The sequence below is a fragment of the Actinomycetes bacterium genome (assembly GCA_035489715.1).
Lineage (GTDB): Bacteria > Actinomycetota > Actinomycetes > JACCUZ01 > JACCUZ01 > DATHAP01.
In genome coordinates this window covers 1-16,283 of the sequence record DATHAP010000021.1, presented here as the reverse complement: position 1 = coordinate 16,283, position 16,283 = coordinate 1, and the positions used below count along the sequence as shown (strand labels likewise).

Here is a 16,283-nt window from a genome sequence, read left to right as displayed (position 1 = left end):
TGTCACCGGCCCATTGTCGGGCACAACCCACCTATGGCGACGACCAGCCGACTCGTGGCGGCACCACCCGAGGCAGTGTGGGCCGAGCTGGCCGACGGCTGGACCTACTCGTCCTGGGTGCCGGGCACGGTCAAGATCCGCGCGGTCGACCCGGGGTGGCCCGCGGTCGGCGCCAAGATCCACCATGCGGTCGGCCTGTGGCCGCTGACCCTCCAGGACGAGACCGAGTCCACCCGCTGCGAGCCGCACCGGCGGCTGACCCTGCAGGCTCGCGGCTGGCCCGCCGGTGAGGCGGTCATCGACATCACGCTGGAGGAGACGCCGAGCGGCACCGAGGTCACCGTGCACGAGACGCCGACCCACGGCCCCGGCGCCTGGGTCAACAACCCGCTCGCGGAGGCGGTCCTCGTCCACCGGATCCGCGAGATGCTGGACCGGCTGGGCCGGATCGCCGAGGGCCACGCCGGAGGGCAGCCGCAGGCCTGACCCGCCGCAAAACGGCGGTGTCACCGCAGGAGCAGGTCCTCCAACGTGCCCATCGCCCGGTCGTAGACGACGCGGCCGACCCTGGCCCGGGCCAGCGCGGCCCGGGCGGCGTTGGCGCCGCACCCGCCGTGCACGCCGCCGCCCGGGTGCGCCGACGACCCGGCCAGGAAGAGACCAGGCACCGCGGTGTCGGCACGGCCGAGCCCCGGGGTCGGCCGGAGCACGAGCTGCTGGTGGATCGCGGCGGTCCCCCCGTTGACCGCACCGCCCACCAGGCCCGGCTCGGCGGACTCCAGGTCGCCCGGCCCCTGGACCAGGCGGCCGGCGACCAGGTCGCGGAAGCCCGGCGCGTGCCGCTCCACCTCGGCCTCCATCCGCTCCGCGGCCGCGGCCACCTCGCCGGCCGACCAGTCGCGCCGCGGCAGGTGGGTGTAGGCCCAGGCCGACTCCGTGCCGGCCGGCGACCGGGACGGGTCGGCCGTGGTCATCTGCCCGAAGAGGGTGAACGGCCGGCCGGGGGTGCGCCGGGTCGCCAGGTCGGCGGCGTAGCGGGTGAGCCCGTCCAGGTCGGCACCCAGGTGCACGGTGCCCGCGCCACCGGCGCCCGGCGCGGTCCACGGCACCGGTGCGCGGAGGGCCCAGTCGACCTTCACCGTCGCGGCGTCCCACTGGAAGCGCTCCAGGTCGGCGCGCAGCCGGGCGGGCAGCGGTACGTCCGCGAGAAGCCGGTCGTACAGGATCGGGGCCGGTACGTCGGCGAGGACGGCCCGGGAGGCCAGCACGCGCTCGCCGGCCGCCGTCACGACTCCGGTCGCGCGTCCGTCATGGACCTGCACGCGCTCGACGGGGGCACCGCAGCGGACCTCGCCGCCGCGGGCAACAAGGCGCGACACCAGGGCGTCGACGATACGGCCGGAGCCGCCGGCCGGCACCGGGAAGCCGAACCGCTGGCCGACCATCGCGAGCAGTGTGCCGTAGAGCGCCCCGCCCGCGGACTCCGGCGCCAGGTCGGTGTGCAGCGCGTTGCCGGCGACCAGCAGGTGGGCGCCCTCGCCGCGGAACTCCTCCTCGACGAACCGGCGGACCGGCAGCACGCCGAAGCGAGCGAGCCGGAGCCCTCGGCCCACACCCACCCGGCGCGCCAGCCGCAGCCCGGCGCGCACCGGCGGGAAGGGAGTGAACAGGGCCGCCAGCACGGGGTCCTCGATCTCGGCCCAGCGCTCGTGCTGGCGCCGCCAGGCGGCACCGTCACCCTCGGCGAACTCGTCGAGAGAGGCGGCGGTCCGGTCGAGGTCGCGCGAGAGCACCGCGGCCCGGCCGTCGTCGAAGACGTGCGCCAGGACGTCCGGCGCGTGCGTCCAGCTCAGCCCGTGCGGCTCCAGGTCCAGCGCGCGTAGCACCGGGGAGGCCGCCCCGAGGGGGTAGAACGCGCTGTAGAGGTCCGCGGTGAACCCGGGCGCCGGCGTGTCCGGCGCGCTGCGCACGGCCCCGCCCGGGTGTGCCGTCGCCTCGAGGACCAGCACGTCCCAGCCGGCGTCGACCAGCAGGTTGGCGGCGACCAGGCCGTTGTGGCCGGCGCCGACGACCACCGCGTCTCGGTTCTCCGGCACGCACGTGGCCTGCCCGCTGGGCGTCCGCCCAACCGCCCGGCGCCGGCTCCGCTGGTCAGCAGCCGAGCAGGCGCTGGGCCAGCCAGCCGGGCACCGCGTCGAGACCGATGCGCTCCTGCTTCATCGAGTCCCGCTCGCGCACCGTGACCGCCTGGTCGTCGAGGGTCTCGAAGTCCACGGTCACGCAGAACGGCGTCCCGACCTCGTCCTGCCGGCGGTAGCGGCGGCCGATCGCGCCCGCGTCGTCGAACTCGACGTTCCACGACTGACGCAGCGTCGCGGCCAGGTCCTTGGCCTTAGGCGTCAGGTCGGCGTTGCGCGAGAGCGGCAGCACGGCCACCTTGACCGGCGCCAGCCGCGGGTCCAGCCGCAGCACGGTGCGCTTCTCCATCACCCCCTTGGCGTTGGGGGCCTCGTCCTCGGTGTAGGCGTCGAGCAGGAAGGCGAGCGTCGCACGGGTCAGCCCCGCTGCGGGCTCGACGACGTACGGCGTCCAGCGCTCGCCCTTCTCCTGGTCGAAGTAGTTGAGCTCTGCCCCGGAGTGCTTGGCGTGCGCCGTCAGGTCGAAGTCGGTGCGGTTTGCGATGCCCTCGAGCTCGTCGAACTCCTTGCCGCCGAAGTTGAAGCGGTACTCGATGTCGACCGTGCGCTTCGAGTAGTGGGAGAGCTTCTCCTTGGGGTGCTCGTAGAAGCGGAGGTTGTCCTCGCGCAGGCCCAGGTCGGTGTACCAGCGCCAACGCTCCTGCAGCCAGTACTCGTGCCACTTCTCGTCGGTCCCCGGCTCGACGAAGAACTCCATCTCCATCTGCTCGAACTCGCGGGTGCGGAAGATGAAGTTGCCCGGCGTGATCTCGTTGCGGAACGACTTGCCGGTCTGCGCGATGCCGAAGGGCGGCTTCTTGCGCGCCGACGTCATGACGTTGAGGAAGTTGACGAAGATGCCCTGCGCGGTCTCGGGCCGCAGGTAGTGCAGCCCCTCGTCGCTCTCCACCGGGCCGAGGTAGGTCTTGAGCAGGCCGGAGAACTGGCGCGGCTCGGTGAACGCGCCCTTCACCCCGCAGTTGGGGCAGTTGACGTCAGCCAGCCCGTTCGGCGGCGGCGCGCCCTTCTTCGCCTCGTAGGCCTCCTCGAGGTGGTCGGCCCGGAACCGCTTGTGGCACGACTGGCACTCCGAGAGCGGGTCGGTGAACGTGTCGACGTGGCCCGAGGCCACCCACACATCACGCGCCAGGATCACCGCGGAGTCCAGGCCCACGACGTCGTCGCGGCCCTGCACCATCGTGCGCCACCACTGACTGCGGACGTTCTCCTTGAGCTCGACGCCCAGCGGGCCGTAGTCCCAGGCGGAGCGGGTGCCCCCGTAGATCTCGCTGCTGGGGTAGACGAACCCCCGACGCTTGCTGAGGCTGATGACCGCGTCGTTGCGGCTGCTGCCCGAGCTGCTCTTGGCCACGATGGCCTCCATCCGGCTGGTTGTCGGCGGGGTGATGGTCGGTGCGGTGAGTGAGCGACCCTACCCGCTGTCAGCGCGCGGCCACGACCTCGAACGCGCTGGGCTCGTTGTCGACGTACGCCATCAGGTCGGCGAAGGCGACCTTCACGTCGTAGCCGGACAGCGCCCGTCGGTAGGCGCCCGCCCCCGACCACTCGGTGACGAGCAGGAGCAGCGCCGGCTGGTCGACCGACCGCCCGACCCGCCCGCTCACGAAGCCCGGCCGGGCCGCGAGCAGGTCCAGGACGCCGAGCAGGAGCGTCTCGGTGCCCCGGGCATCAGCGGGACCGCCGTCGGGGACGTGGACCGGAAGACGAAGGCGCGTCACGGCGAGCATGCACGCAGCGTACCCGGACTGAAACTGACAACGGTTGTCATATGCCCTAGGCTCGCGGTCATGGCCGTCCTCGTCGCCCTCGTCACGGTGGTCTCCACCGCGCTCGGCGGGCTGGTCGCACTGAAGGCGCGGGACCGCCTGCACCTGGTGCTCGGCTTCGCCGCCGGGGTGATGCTCGGCCTGGTGTCCTTCGACCTTCTCCCCGAGCTGTTCGAGCTCAGCGACGCGACGGTCTGGGGAGTTCCCGCCACGATGGTGGCATTCGCCGGGGGCTTCCTGGTGCTGCACTTCGTCGAGCGCTCGGTGGCGATGCACGGGGCGCACGAGGGCGAGTACGACACCCACCACCACCACGACCCGAGCATCGGGCTGGCCTCGGCCGGTGCGCTGGCCGTGCACTCGTTCCTCGACGGCGTCGGCATCGGCCTCGCGTTCCAGGTCGACGAGACGGTCGGCTTCGCGGTCGCGATCGCCGTCATCGCCCACGACTTCGCCGACGGCCTCAACACGGTGACCGTCATGCGCGCCCACGGCAACGACCGCCGGCGCACCCTGACCATGCTCGGGATCGACGCCCTCGCCCCGGTGCTCGGCGCGGTCTCGACGTTGTTCTTCAGCGTCAGCGACCACGTGCTGGCGCTCTACCTGGGTGCGTTCGCCGGCTTCCTGCTCTACCTCGCGACGGCCGACATCCTGCCCGAGGCGCACGCCCGCCACCCGTCGCGGCTGACCCTGCTGAGCACGCTGGGCGGCCTGGGGCTGATGTGGTTCGTGGTGGCAGCGTCGTGAGCGACACCCGCCAGCGGATCGCGGTCCGCGAGGAGCTCGCCCGCGACGACGCGTTCCGCAGCGCGCAGGACGTGCACGCGCGGTTGCGCGCCGCCGGCACCCGGATCGGGCTGACCACGGTCTACCGCGCGCTGCAGGCGATGGCCGGAAGCGGCGAGGTGGACGTGATGCGGCAGCCGGACGGCGAGTCGGTCTACCGTCGCTGCAGCAGCGACCGGCACCACCACCACCTGGTCTGCCGGTCCTGCGGGAGCACCGTGGAGGTGGACGGGCCGGCGGTCGAGCGGTGGGCGGAGAAGGTCGCCGCCGAGCACGGCTTCTCCTCCGTCGAGCACACGGTCGAGGTCTTCGGCACCTGCACCCGCTGCTCCTGACCTGCGCTACCGTCGAGCGGGTACGTCGCACCCGAGCTCAACGGGGGTTCCCGGCAGTGGCTGTCCGTCCGACGACCACCCGCACCCAGGTCCTGTCCGCCGTTCTCGCGGTCGCCGCCTCGGTCGCGCTCGTCCCCGCCCTGACCGCAGGCCCGGCACGCGCCGCGACCGCCGACTGCGTCGCCCCGCCGATCGCCCACCGCGGCGCCTCGTACGCGGCTCCCGAGAACACCATCCCGGCCTACCGGGCCGCGCTGCGGGCCGGCACCACCCAGCTCGACGTCGACGTGCGTTTCACCCGGTCCGGGATCCCGGTCGTGCTGCACGACTCGACGGTCGACCGGACCACCGACGGGACCGGCCGGGTGTCCCGCACGACGCTGGCCGAGCTGCGCTCGCTGGACGCCGGCTCATGGTTCTCACCGGAGTTCGCCGGCGTCAAGGTGCCGACGCTGCGGCAGGCCCTCGACTTCGGGCGCACCCGCGGCGCGACCTTCCAGCTCGAGCTCAAGGGCCGGCCGACGGCCCAGCAGCTCGACGACTTCCTCAACCGCATCCGCTGGCTCGGCATGCTGGCCCGGGTCCGGGTGATCAGCTTCGACGAGGAGACGATCGCGCAGGTGCGCGCGAAGGAGCCCGCCGTCGCCACCGGCATCATCGACTTCTCCGGCGAGCCCCGCCCCGCCGACGCCGTCCTGCCGTACGGGTCGACGTACGTCATCGGGGTGGGCTCGGTCACCCAGGCCCGCGCCGCGCAGTGGCGCGCGGCGGGCATCGAGGTGCGGCCCTGGACCGTCAACACGGTCAAGGGGTGGTCCCGGATGGCCTACGACGACGCCGGTCCGGTGATCACCGACCGGCCGGTCCGCTACCTGTCCTGGGCCCGCGCGTTCTGCTCCTGACCCGGCTCATTGGGCAGCGCACCTCCATAACGACGGTCGCGGGCGGCGTACGCCTCGACCGCGCGCCACAGGTCGCGTCGGTCGAAGTCCGGCCAGAGGGTGTCCAGGAAGACCAGCTCGGCGTAGGCGGACTGCCACAGCAGGAAGTTCGACGTGCGCTGCTCCCCTGACGAGCGCACGAACAGGTCCACGTCAGGGACCTGCGGCTCGTCCAGATAGCGCCCGATCGTCTTCTCGTCGACCTTGTCCGGGTCTAGGCGGCCGGCCTTCACCTCCCGCGCGATGGCGGCGGCGGCGTCGGCGATCTCGGCCCGCCCGCCGTAGTTCACGCAGAACTGCAGGGTGAGGGTGCGGTTCCGGTGCGTACGTCGCTCGGCTTCCTCGAGCTCGTCGATGACGCTGCGCCACAGCCGCTTGCGGCGGCCCGCCCAGCGGACCCGGACCCCCATCGCGTCCAGCTCGTCACGCCGCCGGCGGATGACCTCCCGGTTGAAGCCCATGAGGAAGCGGACCTCGTCGGGCGACCGGCGCCAGTTCTCGGTCGAGAACGCGTAGGCGGACAGGTTCTCGATGCCGAGCTCGATGGCGCCGTGGATGACATCCAGCAGCGCCGCCTCCCCCGCCTCGTGGCCCTTGTTGCGCGGCAGCCCGCGCTCCTTGGCCCACCGGCCGTTGCCGTCCATGACGACCGCGACGTGCCGGGGCACCAGGTCGGGTGGCACGGCCGGCGGCCGGGCGCCGGACGGGTGCGGTGTCGGGGGACGGACCGCGTTCGGTCGACTGCGGGGCACGCCAGCACGGTAGTAGGCGAGCCGGGACCGGCGGGTCTGCCGGTCGGGCGCCCGCACTGCCTGTGGAGCACCAGCACCAGGCCGAGCCGACTCCGACGGTAGGACCCGGGTGAGCCCTGCCCGCGCGACACGCGACCGGTCAGCTGTCGCGGGGACGGAACGCCTCGCACTGGCGGCGCATGATCTCCCGCATCGAGGTGCCCCTAGGGACCCCGTAGACGGTTCCCGGGAAGTCCAGCGGCTCCTGCACCGCCCAGAGCTCCTCGTGGCGGTCCGGCGAGAAGAGCTGGGCCGGGTCGCCGGCCGCCACCCAGCCGATCGGCACGACCGTGCCGGCCGGCAGCACGGACCGGACGTGCAGGACGCTGTTGATCCGCAGCTCCGACCCGGCTCCCGCGCGCGAGCCGGGGAACATCGAGACCCCGGTCGCGACGAAGACCTCGTCCTCCACGGTGGTGCCGTTCAGGTGCGTGTGCGGGCCGACCAGCACGGCATCCCCGACCGTCACCGGGTGGTCGGCGCGTCCGCGCAGCAGCGCGTGCTCCATCACCACGACGTCCGAGCCGACGACCACAGGCCCCAGGTCGCCGTTGAGCACGGCGCCGTGCAGGACCCGGCTGTTGCGACCGATGGTGACGTCGCCAGTCACCATGGCGGACGAGGCGACGGACGCTGTCTCGTGGATCCGACTCATCGAGCCAGGCTAGGACGGCCCGGCACAATGCCCGGATGACGACCGGCGACGACCATCCCCAGCCCGACCTCGACCGCGACGCGGCCGGGCGGATGTGGGCGGAGTACGTCACCAGGCACCCCGAGCACCGTGCCGAGACGCCGGTGTCGGAGCGGTTCGGCGACTCGGCCGAGCTCGCCGACGAGCTGCTCGACCTGGTGATGCACGGGCCCAAGCGGGCCACCGCAGGCGCGGTCGCCGACTACCTGCACGCCGGGGAGTCCCTCCCCCGCATCGGCGAGCACTGGGTCGTGCACGACGGGTCGGGGGCCCCTCGGGTGGTGCTGCGCAGCACGGAGCTGCGGATAGGTCCGCTGGCCAGCGTCGACGAGGCGTTCGCCTGGGACGAGGGAGAGGGTGACCGCACCCGCGAGTCCTGGCTCGACGGCCACAGCCGCTTCCTCCGGCGCAGCCTGGGCCGGATCGGCGTGGAGTTCCACGACCAGATCGAGGTCGTCTTCGAACGGTTTCGCGTGGTGTGGCCCCCGGAGCTTGCCGACGACTGAGCCCGCGTGGACGAACGATGCAGGGGTCCGGGCGTTGAAGGGCCCGTGACTCCGCAGCTCGGCTGCACGACCGACACTGACCACGGCCTCGAGCTGGGATCGACCACGGTGCCCTGTCCGCCGAGCCTGACCGTCGTCGGAGCCGCGACGTACGCTCTGGACGTGCGCCTGCTGGTGCGAACCGAGGCAGGACTGGTCGGGGTCGTCTTCGTCGCCGTCCTGGTCACCTACGTCGGGCTGGCCGTGTTCGTGTCCGGCGAGCACCGGGTCGTGGGCCTGCTGGTCCTCGTCGGCGGGCTGTGGTCGCTGGTGGCCGCCCCGGTCGTGCACGACCGACTGCACCGCGAGCACGGCGAGGAGAGCCACGTCGTCTGGGGCCGCGGCGACCGCCGCAAGCCCCCGTGGTGGCCGCCGGGCCGGGTCTAGGTCCGCTCGACCATCGGCAGCGAGCGCAGGCCGCGCTCGAGGTGCCACTGCAGGTAGGCCGCCACCAGGCCGCTCGCCTCGCGGCGGTGCCGCTGGTCGCTGGCGTCGGCGTGCAGCCAGTCGCCGGTGAGCAGCGCCCCGAGGAGGGCGAAGGTCTCGGGCGCGGGCGACACCGAGCCGCCCGGCCGGCAGCCGCTGCACACCGCTCCCCCGGCGGGCACGTTGAAGAACGGGTGCGGCCCGCGTCGGGTGCAGCGGGCGCAGTCCTCGAACGACGCGGCATAGCCGGCGACAGCGAGCGACCGCAGCAGGAACGCGTCGAGCACCAGCCCGGGCGAGTGGGTCTCGTCGGTCAGGGCTCGCAGGCCTCCCACCATCAGCAGGAAGAGCTGGGTCGAGGGCTCCTTCTCCTCGGCGGTGAGCCGCTCGGCGGTCTCGAGCATCGCGGTGCCCGCGGTGTAGCGCGCGTAGTCGCCGGCCAGCCGGTCGCCGTACGGCGCCAGGGTCTCGGCCTGCTGGACCACGTCCAGCGACCGCCCGGCGTAGATCTGCAGGTCGACGTGCGTGAACGGCTCGAGCCGCGAGCCGAACTTCGACCGGGTCCGGCGCACCCCTTTGCCAACGGCCCGCACCCGGCCGTGCGACCGGGTCAGCAGGGTGATGATCCGGTCGGCCTCGCCGAGCTTCTGGGTGCGCAGCACGACACCCTCGTCCCGGTAGAGGTTCACCGGGTCATTGTCGTCGACCCGACCGACAACCGCCGGTAGCGAACCTCCGGCACCGCCCGCCCCTCGATCGTGATCTCCTGCGACAGGCCGTCGACCTCGAAGCCGTGCCGCTCGTAGAAGGCCCGCGCCCGGGCGTTGTCGCGGAAGACCCACAGGCTCACCCCGGGGACGTCGTCGGCGACCGTCGCCAGGGCAGCGGCCAGCAGGCCGGAGCCGGCCCCCCTGCCCCAGCAGCGCGGGTCGAGGTAGATCGCGTAGACCTCGTCCCAGCGCGGTCCGGGCGGGTCGGGGTCGCGCACCGGGCCGATCCGGGCGAACCCGGTCACCTCGTCCCCGTCGTCCCAGACCAGGGTGCGGGCCTCGTCCCGCGGCGCGGTGAAGACCGTGCGCCACCGGTCGACCCACACCGCGTCGGACAGCCCGTCGAGGAAGTCGTCTCCCACGATCCCCCGGTAGGCGCGCTGCCACGAGCGTGCGTGCACCCGCGCGATCGCCTCCGTGTCGTCGATAGTCACCGCGCGCGCCGTCACGGGCCCCATTCTGTTCCTCATGACGGAGCACGCGGTGGTGGCCGCGACGATGGCGGACGGGTCGCCCGTGGACGTCGTCGTCGCCGGCGAGACGGTCACCGCCGTCGGGCCCGGCGCGGCCGACCGCCACGGCGTCCCGCCCGCCCGGCGGGTCGACGCGGCGGGCGGCCTGCTGCTGCCGGCGTTCGTCGACACCCACGTGCACCTCGACAAGGTGCTGATCCGCGACCAGCTGGCCGAGCACGACGGCACGCTGCGCGGCGCGATCGACTCGATCCACGCCGCCAAGAGCGGCTACCTCGTCGACGACGTCCGGCGTCGGGCCCGCGCCGTCATCGAGTCGTCCGTCCTCACCGGCACCACCCGGCTGAGGTCGCACGTCGACGTCGACACGGTCGGCGGCCTGGTCCCGCTCCAGGGCGTGCTCGCGGCGGCGCAGGACTGCGCGGACGTGGCCGAGGTGCAGGTGGTCGCCTTCCCGCAGGAGGGCCTGCTCAGGGACCCCGGCGCGTTCGACCTGATGCAGCGCGCCATGGCGGAGGGCGCCACCGTCGTCGGGGGCATGCCGCACTGGGAGCTCGGCGAGGCCGACCAGCGCGAGCACGTCCGGCTCTGCTTCGAGCTGGCCCAGCGGCACGACGCGGACGTCGACATGCACGTCGACGAGACCGACGACGGGTCGGTGCGCACCCTCGCCATGGTGGTCGACGAGACCGAGCGCCGCGGGTGGCGGGGCCGGGTGACGGTCGGCCACGTGTGTGCGCTCAGCGCCGCGGACGAGGAGTACGCGGCGCAGGTCGTCGCGGGTTGCGCCCGGGCCGGGATCACCGTCGTGTCGAACCCGGTGACGAACCTGGTGCTCCAGGGCCGTGGCGACACCGGCCTGGTGCGGCGCGGCACCACCCGGGTCCGCGAGCTGCTCGCCGCGGGCGTGCCGGTGGCCTTCGGGCAGGACTGCGTCGCCGACGGGTTCTACCCGTTCGGCCGGGGGGACCTGCTCGAGGTGGCACTCGTCTCCGCGCACGCGGCGCACCTGACCACGCAGGACGAGCTCGCGACCTGCCTCGCCGCGGTGACCAGCGTCCCGGCCGGGTCGTGGCGGCTCGGGACGACGTACGGCGTCGAAGCGGGCGCGCGGGCCGACCTGCAGGTCTACGCGGCCGGCAGCTGGCCGGAGGTGCTGCGCCTGCAGGACCCACCCACCCACGTCTGGTACCGCGGCCGTGAGGTGGCGCGCACGACGGTCACCCGTGCGCTGCGACCGGCAGGACCCGGACGGTGACGCCGCTGCTGGAGCGCATCGAGCGCTACTACGACGCCGTCCCGCGACGCTTCGCACGGGTCGAGGACTGCGGGCCGTTCACGCTCTTCCTCGGCGAGCCCGGTGGCTGGGTCTACTACGCGCGGCCGCGGCTCGATGGCACCGCAGGGGCGGGCGGGTTAGACGCGGTGGACGTGGCGGCCGCGACCGGCCGGCTGCGCCATCTGGGGCTGCCGGAGGTGCTCGAGTGGGTCGACGAGACGACGCCCGGCCTGCTCGCAGCCGTGCAGCACGAGGGCTCGCTCACCGTCACGGAGCTGCCGCTCATGGTGTTGGACGACGCCGGCGAGGACCACCCGTCCGCGCTCCCGTCCGGCGTGCGGGTCCGCCTGCTCGGGCCCGCGGACGAGGCGGCGGTCGCGGCCGGCCGGGCCGTCAGCGAGCTCGCCTTCGGCAGCGCCGGGACGACCCGAGGGGAGCAGGGCACCCGCGAGCGGGACGCGCGGCTGCGACCGGTGCAGCAGCGGGTGCTCGGCCTCCTCGCGGAAGGGGCCGTGCGGATGGCGGTCGCTGAGTCGGACGCGCAGGGAGTGCTCGCCGCCGGCCGCACGCTGCCCATCGACGGGGTCACCGAGGTCATGGGGGTGGCCACGCTGCCTGCTGCTCGTCGTGCAGGTCTGGGCACAGCCGTCACCCGCGCGCTCGTCGACGACGCCCGGGCGCTCGGCGTCGGCACGGTCTTCCTCACCGCGAGCTCGCCGGAGGTGGCCCGGGTCTACTCGCGGGTCGGCTTCCGGCGGGTCGCCACCGCGTACTCCGCCGAGGGACGGGACCGGCCATGACCGGCGACCGCGTGACCGAAGGCGCCGACGACGCCGTGCCCGATGATGCCGTGAGCGCCGACCCGGTGGCCCCGCCGGCCGGCACCCGGGTCGTGCTGCTCAGCCAGCGCACCGGTCTGGCGTACGACGCGACGGTGCAGCAGTGGCGGTCCTCGCCGGGCGGGCTGGACGTGACCGTGCTGCTGACGGTCGACCCCGAGGTGGCGGAGCGGCTGGCCGACCAGCGGCTCTGGGTGACGGTCGCGGGCCACGGCCGGCGGCTGACGGTGCTCAGCGGGCTCGCGCGCCTGGCCGGCCAGGGCGAGCTGTCGATGGCCGGCATCTCCCCCGTGGTCCGGGAGCGCCGGCGCAGCGCGCCGCGCGCCCCGACCGGCGCCCGGGTGCGGCTGCGCTCGACCGGCCGCGGCGAGCGGCTGCTCGACGCCGTCGACCTGAGCCGCGACGCCGTGCGGGTGGGGCTCGTGGACGCCGGCCAGGTGGCGCTCGGCGAGCGCGTCGCCGTCCGGCTCGACCTCGGCGACGGCGACCTGGTCAGCGCCGACGGCGTGGTCGTCCGGGTCGAGGCGGCCGACGGCTACGCCGTGGTGCGCTTCGACCGGCTGCCGCGGGAGCAGGCCGGCCGGATCGACCGCTACGTCCTGCTCCGCCACGCCCGCTCGGGCTGACGTCTGCCGCCTGACGTGCCTGGCCGACGGCCAGGGTCAGCCGACGGCCGCGGCCCGGTTGAGCGCCGACACCACCGCCTTGAGCGACGCGGTGACGATGTTGGCGTCGACGCCGACCCCCCACAGGATGCGCTCGCCGATGGCGCACTCGACGTACGCCGCGGCCCGTGCGTCGCCGCCGGAGGACAGCGCGTGCTCCGCGTAGTCGAGGACGCGCACGTCGTGGCCGACGCTGCGCAGCGCGTCCACGAAGGCGGCGATCGGTCCGTTGCCGCGACCGACCAGGCTGCGCGCCGCACCGTCGACGTAGACGTTGACGTCGAGCTGGTCGTCCTCCCCAGCGGCCGACGACGTGTGGTGCGAGTTGAGCGACACCGGCGTACGGGGCGCGAGGTACTCCGCCTCGAAGGCGTCCCACATCTGCTGCGGCGAGACCTCGCCGCCCGACGCGTCGGTGCGCGCCTGGATCACCTGGGAGAACTCGATCTGCAGCCGGCGCGGCAGGTCCAGCTGGTGCTCCGTCTTCATCACGTAGGCGACGCCGCCCTTGCCGGACTGCGAGTTGACCCGGATGACGGCCTCGTAGGTGCGGCCGACGTCCTTCGGGTCGATCGGCAGGTAGGGAACCTCCCAGCGGAAGTCCTCGACCGGCACGCCCGCGGTCGCCGCGTCGCGCTCCATCCAGTCCAGGCCCTTCTTGATGGCGTCCTGGTGCGAGCCGGAGAAGGCGGTGTAGACCAGGTCGCCGCCGTAGGGATGGCGCTCGTTGACCGGCAGCTGGTTGCAGTACTCGACCGTGCGCCGGATCTCGTCGATGTCGCTGAAGTCGATCTGCGGGTCGATGCCCTGGGCGAACAGGTTCATCCCGAGGGTGACCAGGCAGACGTTGCCGGTGCGCTCGCCGTTGCCGAACAGGCAGCCCTCGATGCGATCCGCGCCGGCCAGATAGCCGAGCTCGGCCGCCGCGACCGCCGTCCCGCGGTCGTTGTGCGGGTGCAGCGAGAGCACCACCGCGTCGCGGTGAGCCAGGTTGCGGTGCATCCACTCGATGGAGTCGGCGTAGACGTTGGGCGTGGCCATCTCGACCGTGGCCGGCAGGTTGACGATCGCCTTGCGATCCGGAGTCGGCTGCCACACGTCGTTGACCGCGTTGCACACCTCGACCGCGAAGTCCAGCTCGGTGCCGGTGTAGGACTCCGGCGAGTACTCGAAGAACACCTCGGTCTCCGGGACCGTCTCGGTCAGCTTCTGGCACAGCCGGGCGCCCTGCACCGCGATGTCGACGATGCCCTCGCGCGGCAGACCGAACACGACCCGGCGCTGCAGGGTCGACGTCGAGTTGTAGAGGTGCACGATCGCCTGGTCGGCTCCCCGGATCGACTCGAAGGTCCGCTCGATCAGCGCGTCCCGGGACTGGGTCAGCACCTGGATCACGACGTCGTCCGGGATCAGGTCCTCCTCGATCAGCATCCGGACGAAGTCGAAGTCGGTCTGGCTGGCCGACGGGAAGCCGACCTCGATCTCTTTGTAGCCCAGCCGGACGAGCAGCTCGAACATCCGCTTCTTGCGGGCCGGGCTCATCGGGTCGATCAGGGCCTGGTTGCCGTCACGCAGGTCGACCGCGCACCAGCGCGGGGCCTCGGTGATGACCCGGCCCGGCCAGCTGCGGTCGTCGAGCCCGACGGGGGTGAAGGCGGAGTAGCGGTGGATCGGCATCCCGGACGGCTGCTGCGGGCTGCGCGAGTCGTGGCCGGCAGTGTCGTCGCCCGCGGTGGGTGCGTTGCTCATAAGGGTCACTCTCGTCTCGCTGGGAGGCGACCGGAACAGGCGAGCACTCCGCGGCGAGGGTGACCGGCCTCTAGACGAGTGCCTCGCCGCGGCAGCCGAGAAGGAGCAGGCTCTGCCGCACGGGTCTGAGCGTACGCCGCCCGGCGCTGCCAGGTGGTCCTTGCGGCGGATCCGCGTCCGGATGGTGGGACGCGGCAAAGGGCTGGCACCGACGAACCGGGCACGGCAGGGTGGGTCGGGTGACCGATGGGCAGGCGGCCGGGGCGGCCGGGGCGGCCGGGACGGCCGGCGACGACGTACACGTGGCACGGGTCGACCCCGACGACGCCGAGGGGATCGCCGCCTGGCACGGGGTCTTCGCGGCGGCGATGCGCGCGGCGTCCGCCGACCACCCGGTGCTGACGCTGCCGGAGCTCGCCGCACTGGTCAGGCGCGGGTCGGCACCAATCGAGCACGAGCTGTGGCTGATGCGCGCCGGTGACCGGCCGGTCGGCGCCGCCCGGCTCGACGTCTTCCTGCGCGACAACACCGACCTCGTCGAGGTGCACCTCGGGGTGCACCCGGCCCAGCAGCACCGAGGCCACGGCAGACGTCTCGTCGAGGCGGTCACCCACCGAGCCGCCGAGCTCGGCAGGCACCAGGTCGTCGGTGCGGTGCAGGAGCCGCCGGACGGCTCCGAGAACCGTGCGATGCGCTTCGCTGCGGCGACCGGCGCCCGGCGTGCGCTCGGCGAGATGCGTCGGGTGCTCGACCTGCAGGGCCTGCCCGACGACCTCCTGGCCCGGCTCCGCGCCGAGGCGGAGGAGAAGGCCGCCGGCTACACGCTCGTGTCGTGGGCCGGCCGGGTGCCGGACGAGCACGTCGACGGGTACGCCGCCCTGCTCGGCCGGATCTCGACCGACGCCCCCACGGGTGGACTGGACATCAAGGCGTCGGCCTGGGACGCGGACCGGGTCCGCCAGCGCGAGGCGCTGCTGGCCAGCCAGGGTCGCCGCTCGGTCGCGGCGCTGGCCAGGGTGGGCGAGGACGGCCCGCTGGTCGCCTACAGCGACGTCGGGGTCAGCTCCCACGACCCGGAGAACACCTTCCAGTGGGACACTCTCGTCCTGCCCGAGCACCGCGGCCACCGGCTCGGCCTGCTGGTCAAGGTGGCCGTGCTCGAGCTGCTGCGCGGGGAGGCGCCCCAGGCGCGCCGGCTGCACACCTGGAACGCCGACGAGAACAGCTACATGATCGCCATCAACGAGAAGCTGGGCTTCCGGCCGGCGCAGCGCGAGTCGGCCTGGCGGCTCGACCTGCCCCGCTGACGGGCGCAGGCTCCTCAGCGGCGGACGATGGTGAAGCCGCCGACCGGCACGGGGACGGTGACCTTGCCGGCAGCGCCCGCCGTGCCGGTCGCCACCCGACGGCCCGCGCCGTCGTACTGCTCGACCACCAGCGTCCCGGCACCCGGCACCGCCACAACGATCTGCTGCACCACGGTCGCGGCGCTGCGCAGCAGCACCGTCCCGTGGTCACCGCCGTCGGAAAGCACCAGCCGGGACACCAGCGGCTCGAGCATCAGCGCGTCGACCCGCGCGACGTCACCGTCCGCCGTCGACGTCGTCGCGTGGACGGCGCCGTCACCGACCGACAGCGTCACCGGCAGCAAGGCGCCCCGCGCAGGCGAGTCGCCCTGGTCACCGATGTCTCCGGAGGCGACCGAGCCGAGCACGGCGTCGTCGACGCGGAAGGTCGTCACGGCCGAGCTGCCCGGCTGGAGGTCGAGGACCGGCAGGACGAGCCGGGGCCCGCCTCGTCCGACGGCCACCGTCGCCGAGCCGCCGTCCCCGAGGGCGGCGTACCCGGTGCCACCGAACAGCGACTCACCGGTCCACAGTGAGGGCGGCACCACCGGTCGCGCGTCGCCGGTGAGCACGGCGTCCTCGACCTGCAGGGTGCGGGTGCCGACCCGGTCCTCGATCTGCGCCGCCTGGCGCGCCGCCTCGGCGACCGCCGGGTGCGCGTCCAGGGCCAGCATGGA

19 protein-coding genes are annotated in these 16,283 nt (G+C 73.6%); 10 read left to right on the top strand and 9 right to left on the bottom strand.

Annotated elements, in window-relative coordinates:
- Positions 1-33: 33 nt before the first annotated feature.
- Positions 34-486 (top strand): SRPBCC family protein, encoded by a 453-nt coding sequence (locus tag VK640_01635; protein ID HTE71888.1) that lies wholly within the window; start codon positions 34-36, stop codon positions 484-486.
- 20 nt (positions 487-506) lie between these two features.
- On the opposite strand, the gene VK640_01630 is transcribed toward VK640_01635, so the two are convergent.
- Genes VK640_01630 through VK640_01620 form a run of 3 tightly spaced genes read right to left on the bottom strand, consistent with a single transcriptional unit; the run spans position 507 to position 3,925 of the window.
- Positions 507-2,096: an NAD(P)/FAD-dependent oxidoreductase gene (locus VK640_01630; protein HTE71887.1), complete on the bottom strand. Its 1,590-nt coding sequence runs from the start codon at positions 2,094-2,096 to the stop codon at positions 507-509.
- A gap of 55 nt (positions 2,097-2,151) precedes the next feature.
- Positions 2,152-3,561: a glycine--tRNA ligase gene (locus tag VK640_01625; GenBank protein ID HTE71886.1), complete on the bottom strand. Its 1,410-nt coding sequence runs from the start codon at positions 3,559-3,561 to the stop codon at positions 2,152-2,154.
- Between the two features lie 58 nt (positions 3,562-3,619).
- Positions 3,620-3,925 (bottom strand): antibiotic biosynthesis monooxygenase, encoded by a 306-nt coding sequence (locus tag VK640_01620; protein HTE71885.1) that lies wholly within the window; start codon positions 3,923-3,925, stop codon positions 3,620-3,622.
- Between the two features lie 60 nt (positions 3,926-3,985).
- Between VK640_01620 and VK640_01615 the strand changes: the two genes are divergently transcribed.
- The 3 genes from VK640_01615 to VK640_01605 are packed head-to-tail and all read left to right on the top strand — an operon-like array spanning position 3,986 to position 5,990.
- The gene (locus tag VK640_01615) at positions 3,986-4,714 is read left to right on the top strand and encodes a ZIP family metal transporter (protein ID HTE71884.1); all 729 of its coding nucleotides are present in this window, start codon (positions 3,986-3,988) and stop codon (positions 4,712-4,714) included.
- Positions 4,711-5,088, top strand: coding sequence for a transcriptional repressor (locus VK640_01610; protein HTE71883.1), 378 nt, complete (start codon positions 4,711-4,713; stop codon positions 5,086-5,088). Before VK640_01615 ends, VK640_01610 begins: the two co-directional genes overlap by 4 nt.
- A 56-nt stretch (positions 5,089-5,144) precedes the next feature.
- Positions 5,145-5,990, top strand: coding sequence for a glycerophosphodiester phosphodiesterase family protein (locus tag VK640_01605; protein HTE71882.1), 846 nt, complete (start codon positions 5,145-5,147; stop codon positions 5,988-5,990).
- Here the strand turns inward: VK640_01605 and VK640_01600 are convergent.
- Together VK640_01600 and VK640_01595 are read right to left on the bottom strand one after the other, a co-directional pair.
- Positions 5,957-6,781 (bottom strand): isoprenyl transferase, encoded by an 825-nt coding sequence (locus VK640_01600; GenBank protein HTE71881.1) that lies wholly within the window; start codon positions 6,779-6,781, stop codon positions 5,957-5,959. The genes VK640_01605 and VK640_01600 overlap by 34 nt on opposite strands.
- Before the next feature lie 139 nt (positions 6,782-6,920).
- Positions 6,921-7,475 carry a gamma carbonic anhydrase family protein gene (locus VK640_01595; GenBank protein ID HTE71880.1) on the bottom strand — a complete coding sequence of 185 codons (555 nt, stop codon included), beginning with the start codon at positions 7,473-7,475 and terminating at the stop codon, positions 6,921-6,923.
- Between the two features lie 35 nt (positions 7,476-7,510).
- Here VK640_01595 and VK640_01590 point away from each other — a divergent pair, with 35 nt between their 5' ends.
- On the top strand, positions 7,511-8,020 hold the full coding sequence (locus tag VK640_01590) for an ASCH domain-containing protein (GenBank protein ID HTE71879.1): 510 nt from the start codon (positions 7,511-7,513) through the stop codon (positions 8,018-8,020).
- 45 nt (positions 8,021-8,065) lie between these two features.
- Positions 8,066-8,446, top strand: coding sequence for a hypothetical protein (locus tag VK640_01585; protein HTE71878.1), 381 nt, complete (start codon positions 8,066-8,068; stop codon positions 8,444-8,446).
- On the opposite strand, the gene recO is transcribed toward VK640_01585, so the two are convergent.
- Positions 8,443-9,174 carry a DNA repair protein RecO gene (gene recO, locus VK640_01580; GenBank protein ID HTE71877.1) on the bottom strand — a complete coding sequence of 244 codons (732 nt, stop codon included), beginning with the start codon at positions 9,172-9,174 and terminating at the stop codon, positions 8,443-8,445. The two genes, VK640_01585 and recO, sit on opposite strands and share 4 nt — an antisense overlap.
- The gene (locus VK640_01575) at positions 9,171-9,704 is read right to left on the bottom strand and encodes a GNAT family N-acetyltransferase (GenBank protein ID HTE71876.1); all 534 of its coding nucleotides are present in this window, start codon (positions 9,702-9,704) and stop codon (positions 9,171-9,173) included. Before VK640_01575 ends, recO begins: the two co-directional genes overlap by 4 nt.
- A 19-nt stretch (positions 9,705-9,723) precedes the next feature.
- Between VK640_01575 and VK640_01570 the strand changes: the two genes are divergently transcribed.
- Genes VK640_01570 through VK640_01560 form a run of 3 tightly spaced genes read left to right on the top strand, consistent with a single transcriptional unit; the run spans position 9,724 to position 12,472 of the window.
- Complete coding sequence (locus VK640_01570; protein HTE71875.1) at positions 9,724-10,986, top strand: amidohydrolase family protein; 1,263 nt, start codon at positions 9,724-9,726, stop codon at positions 10,984-10,986.
- A complete protein-coding gene (locus tag VK640_01565; protein ID HTE71874.1) occupies positions 10,983-11,807 on the top strand; it encodes a GNAT family N-acetyltransferase in 825 nt (274 codons plus the stop codon). The genes VK640_01570 and VK640_01565 overlap by 4 nt, the downstream gene beginning before the upstream one ends.
- A complete protein-coding gene (locus VK640_01560) occupies positions 11,804-12,472 on the top strand; it encodes a PilZ domain-containing protein (GenBank protein ID HTE71873.1) in 669 nt (222 codons plus the stop codon). The genes VK640_01565 and VK640_01560 overlap by 4 nt, the downstream gene beginning before the upstream one ends.
- 36 nt (positions 12,473-12,508) lie before the next feature.
- On the opposite strand, the gene leuA is transcribed toward VK640_01560, so the two are convergent.
- On the bottom strand, positions 12,509-14,188 hold the full coding sequence (leuA, locus tag VK640_01555; GenBank protein ID HTE71872.1) for a 2-isopropylmalate synthase: 1,680 nt from the start codon (positions 14,186-14,188) through the stop codon (positions 12,509-12,511).
- 311 nt (positions 14,189-14,499) lie between these two features.
- On the opposite strand from leuA, the gene VK640_01550 reads away from it, so the two are divergent.
- A complete protein-coding gene (locus VK640_01550; GenBank protein HTE71871.1) occupies positions 14,500-15,567 on the top strand; it encodes a GNAT family N-acetyltransferase in 1,068 nt (355 codons plus the stop codon).
- 14 nt (positions 15,568-15,581) lie between these two features.
- On the opposite strand, the gene VK640_01545 is transcribed toward VK640_01550, so the two are convergent.
- The coding region (locus VK640_01545; GenBank protein HTE71870.1) for a hypothetical protein at positions 15,582-16,283 on the bottom strand (702 nt) is incomplete at its 5' end.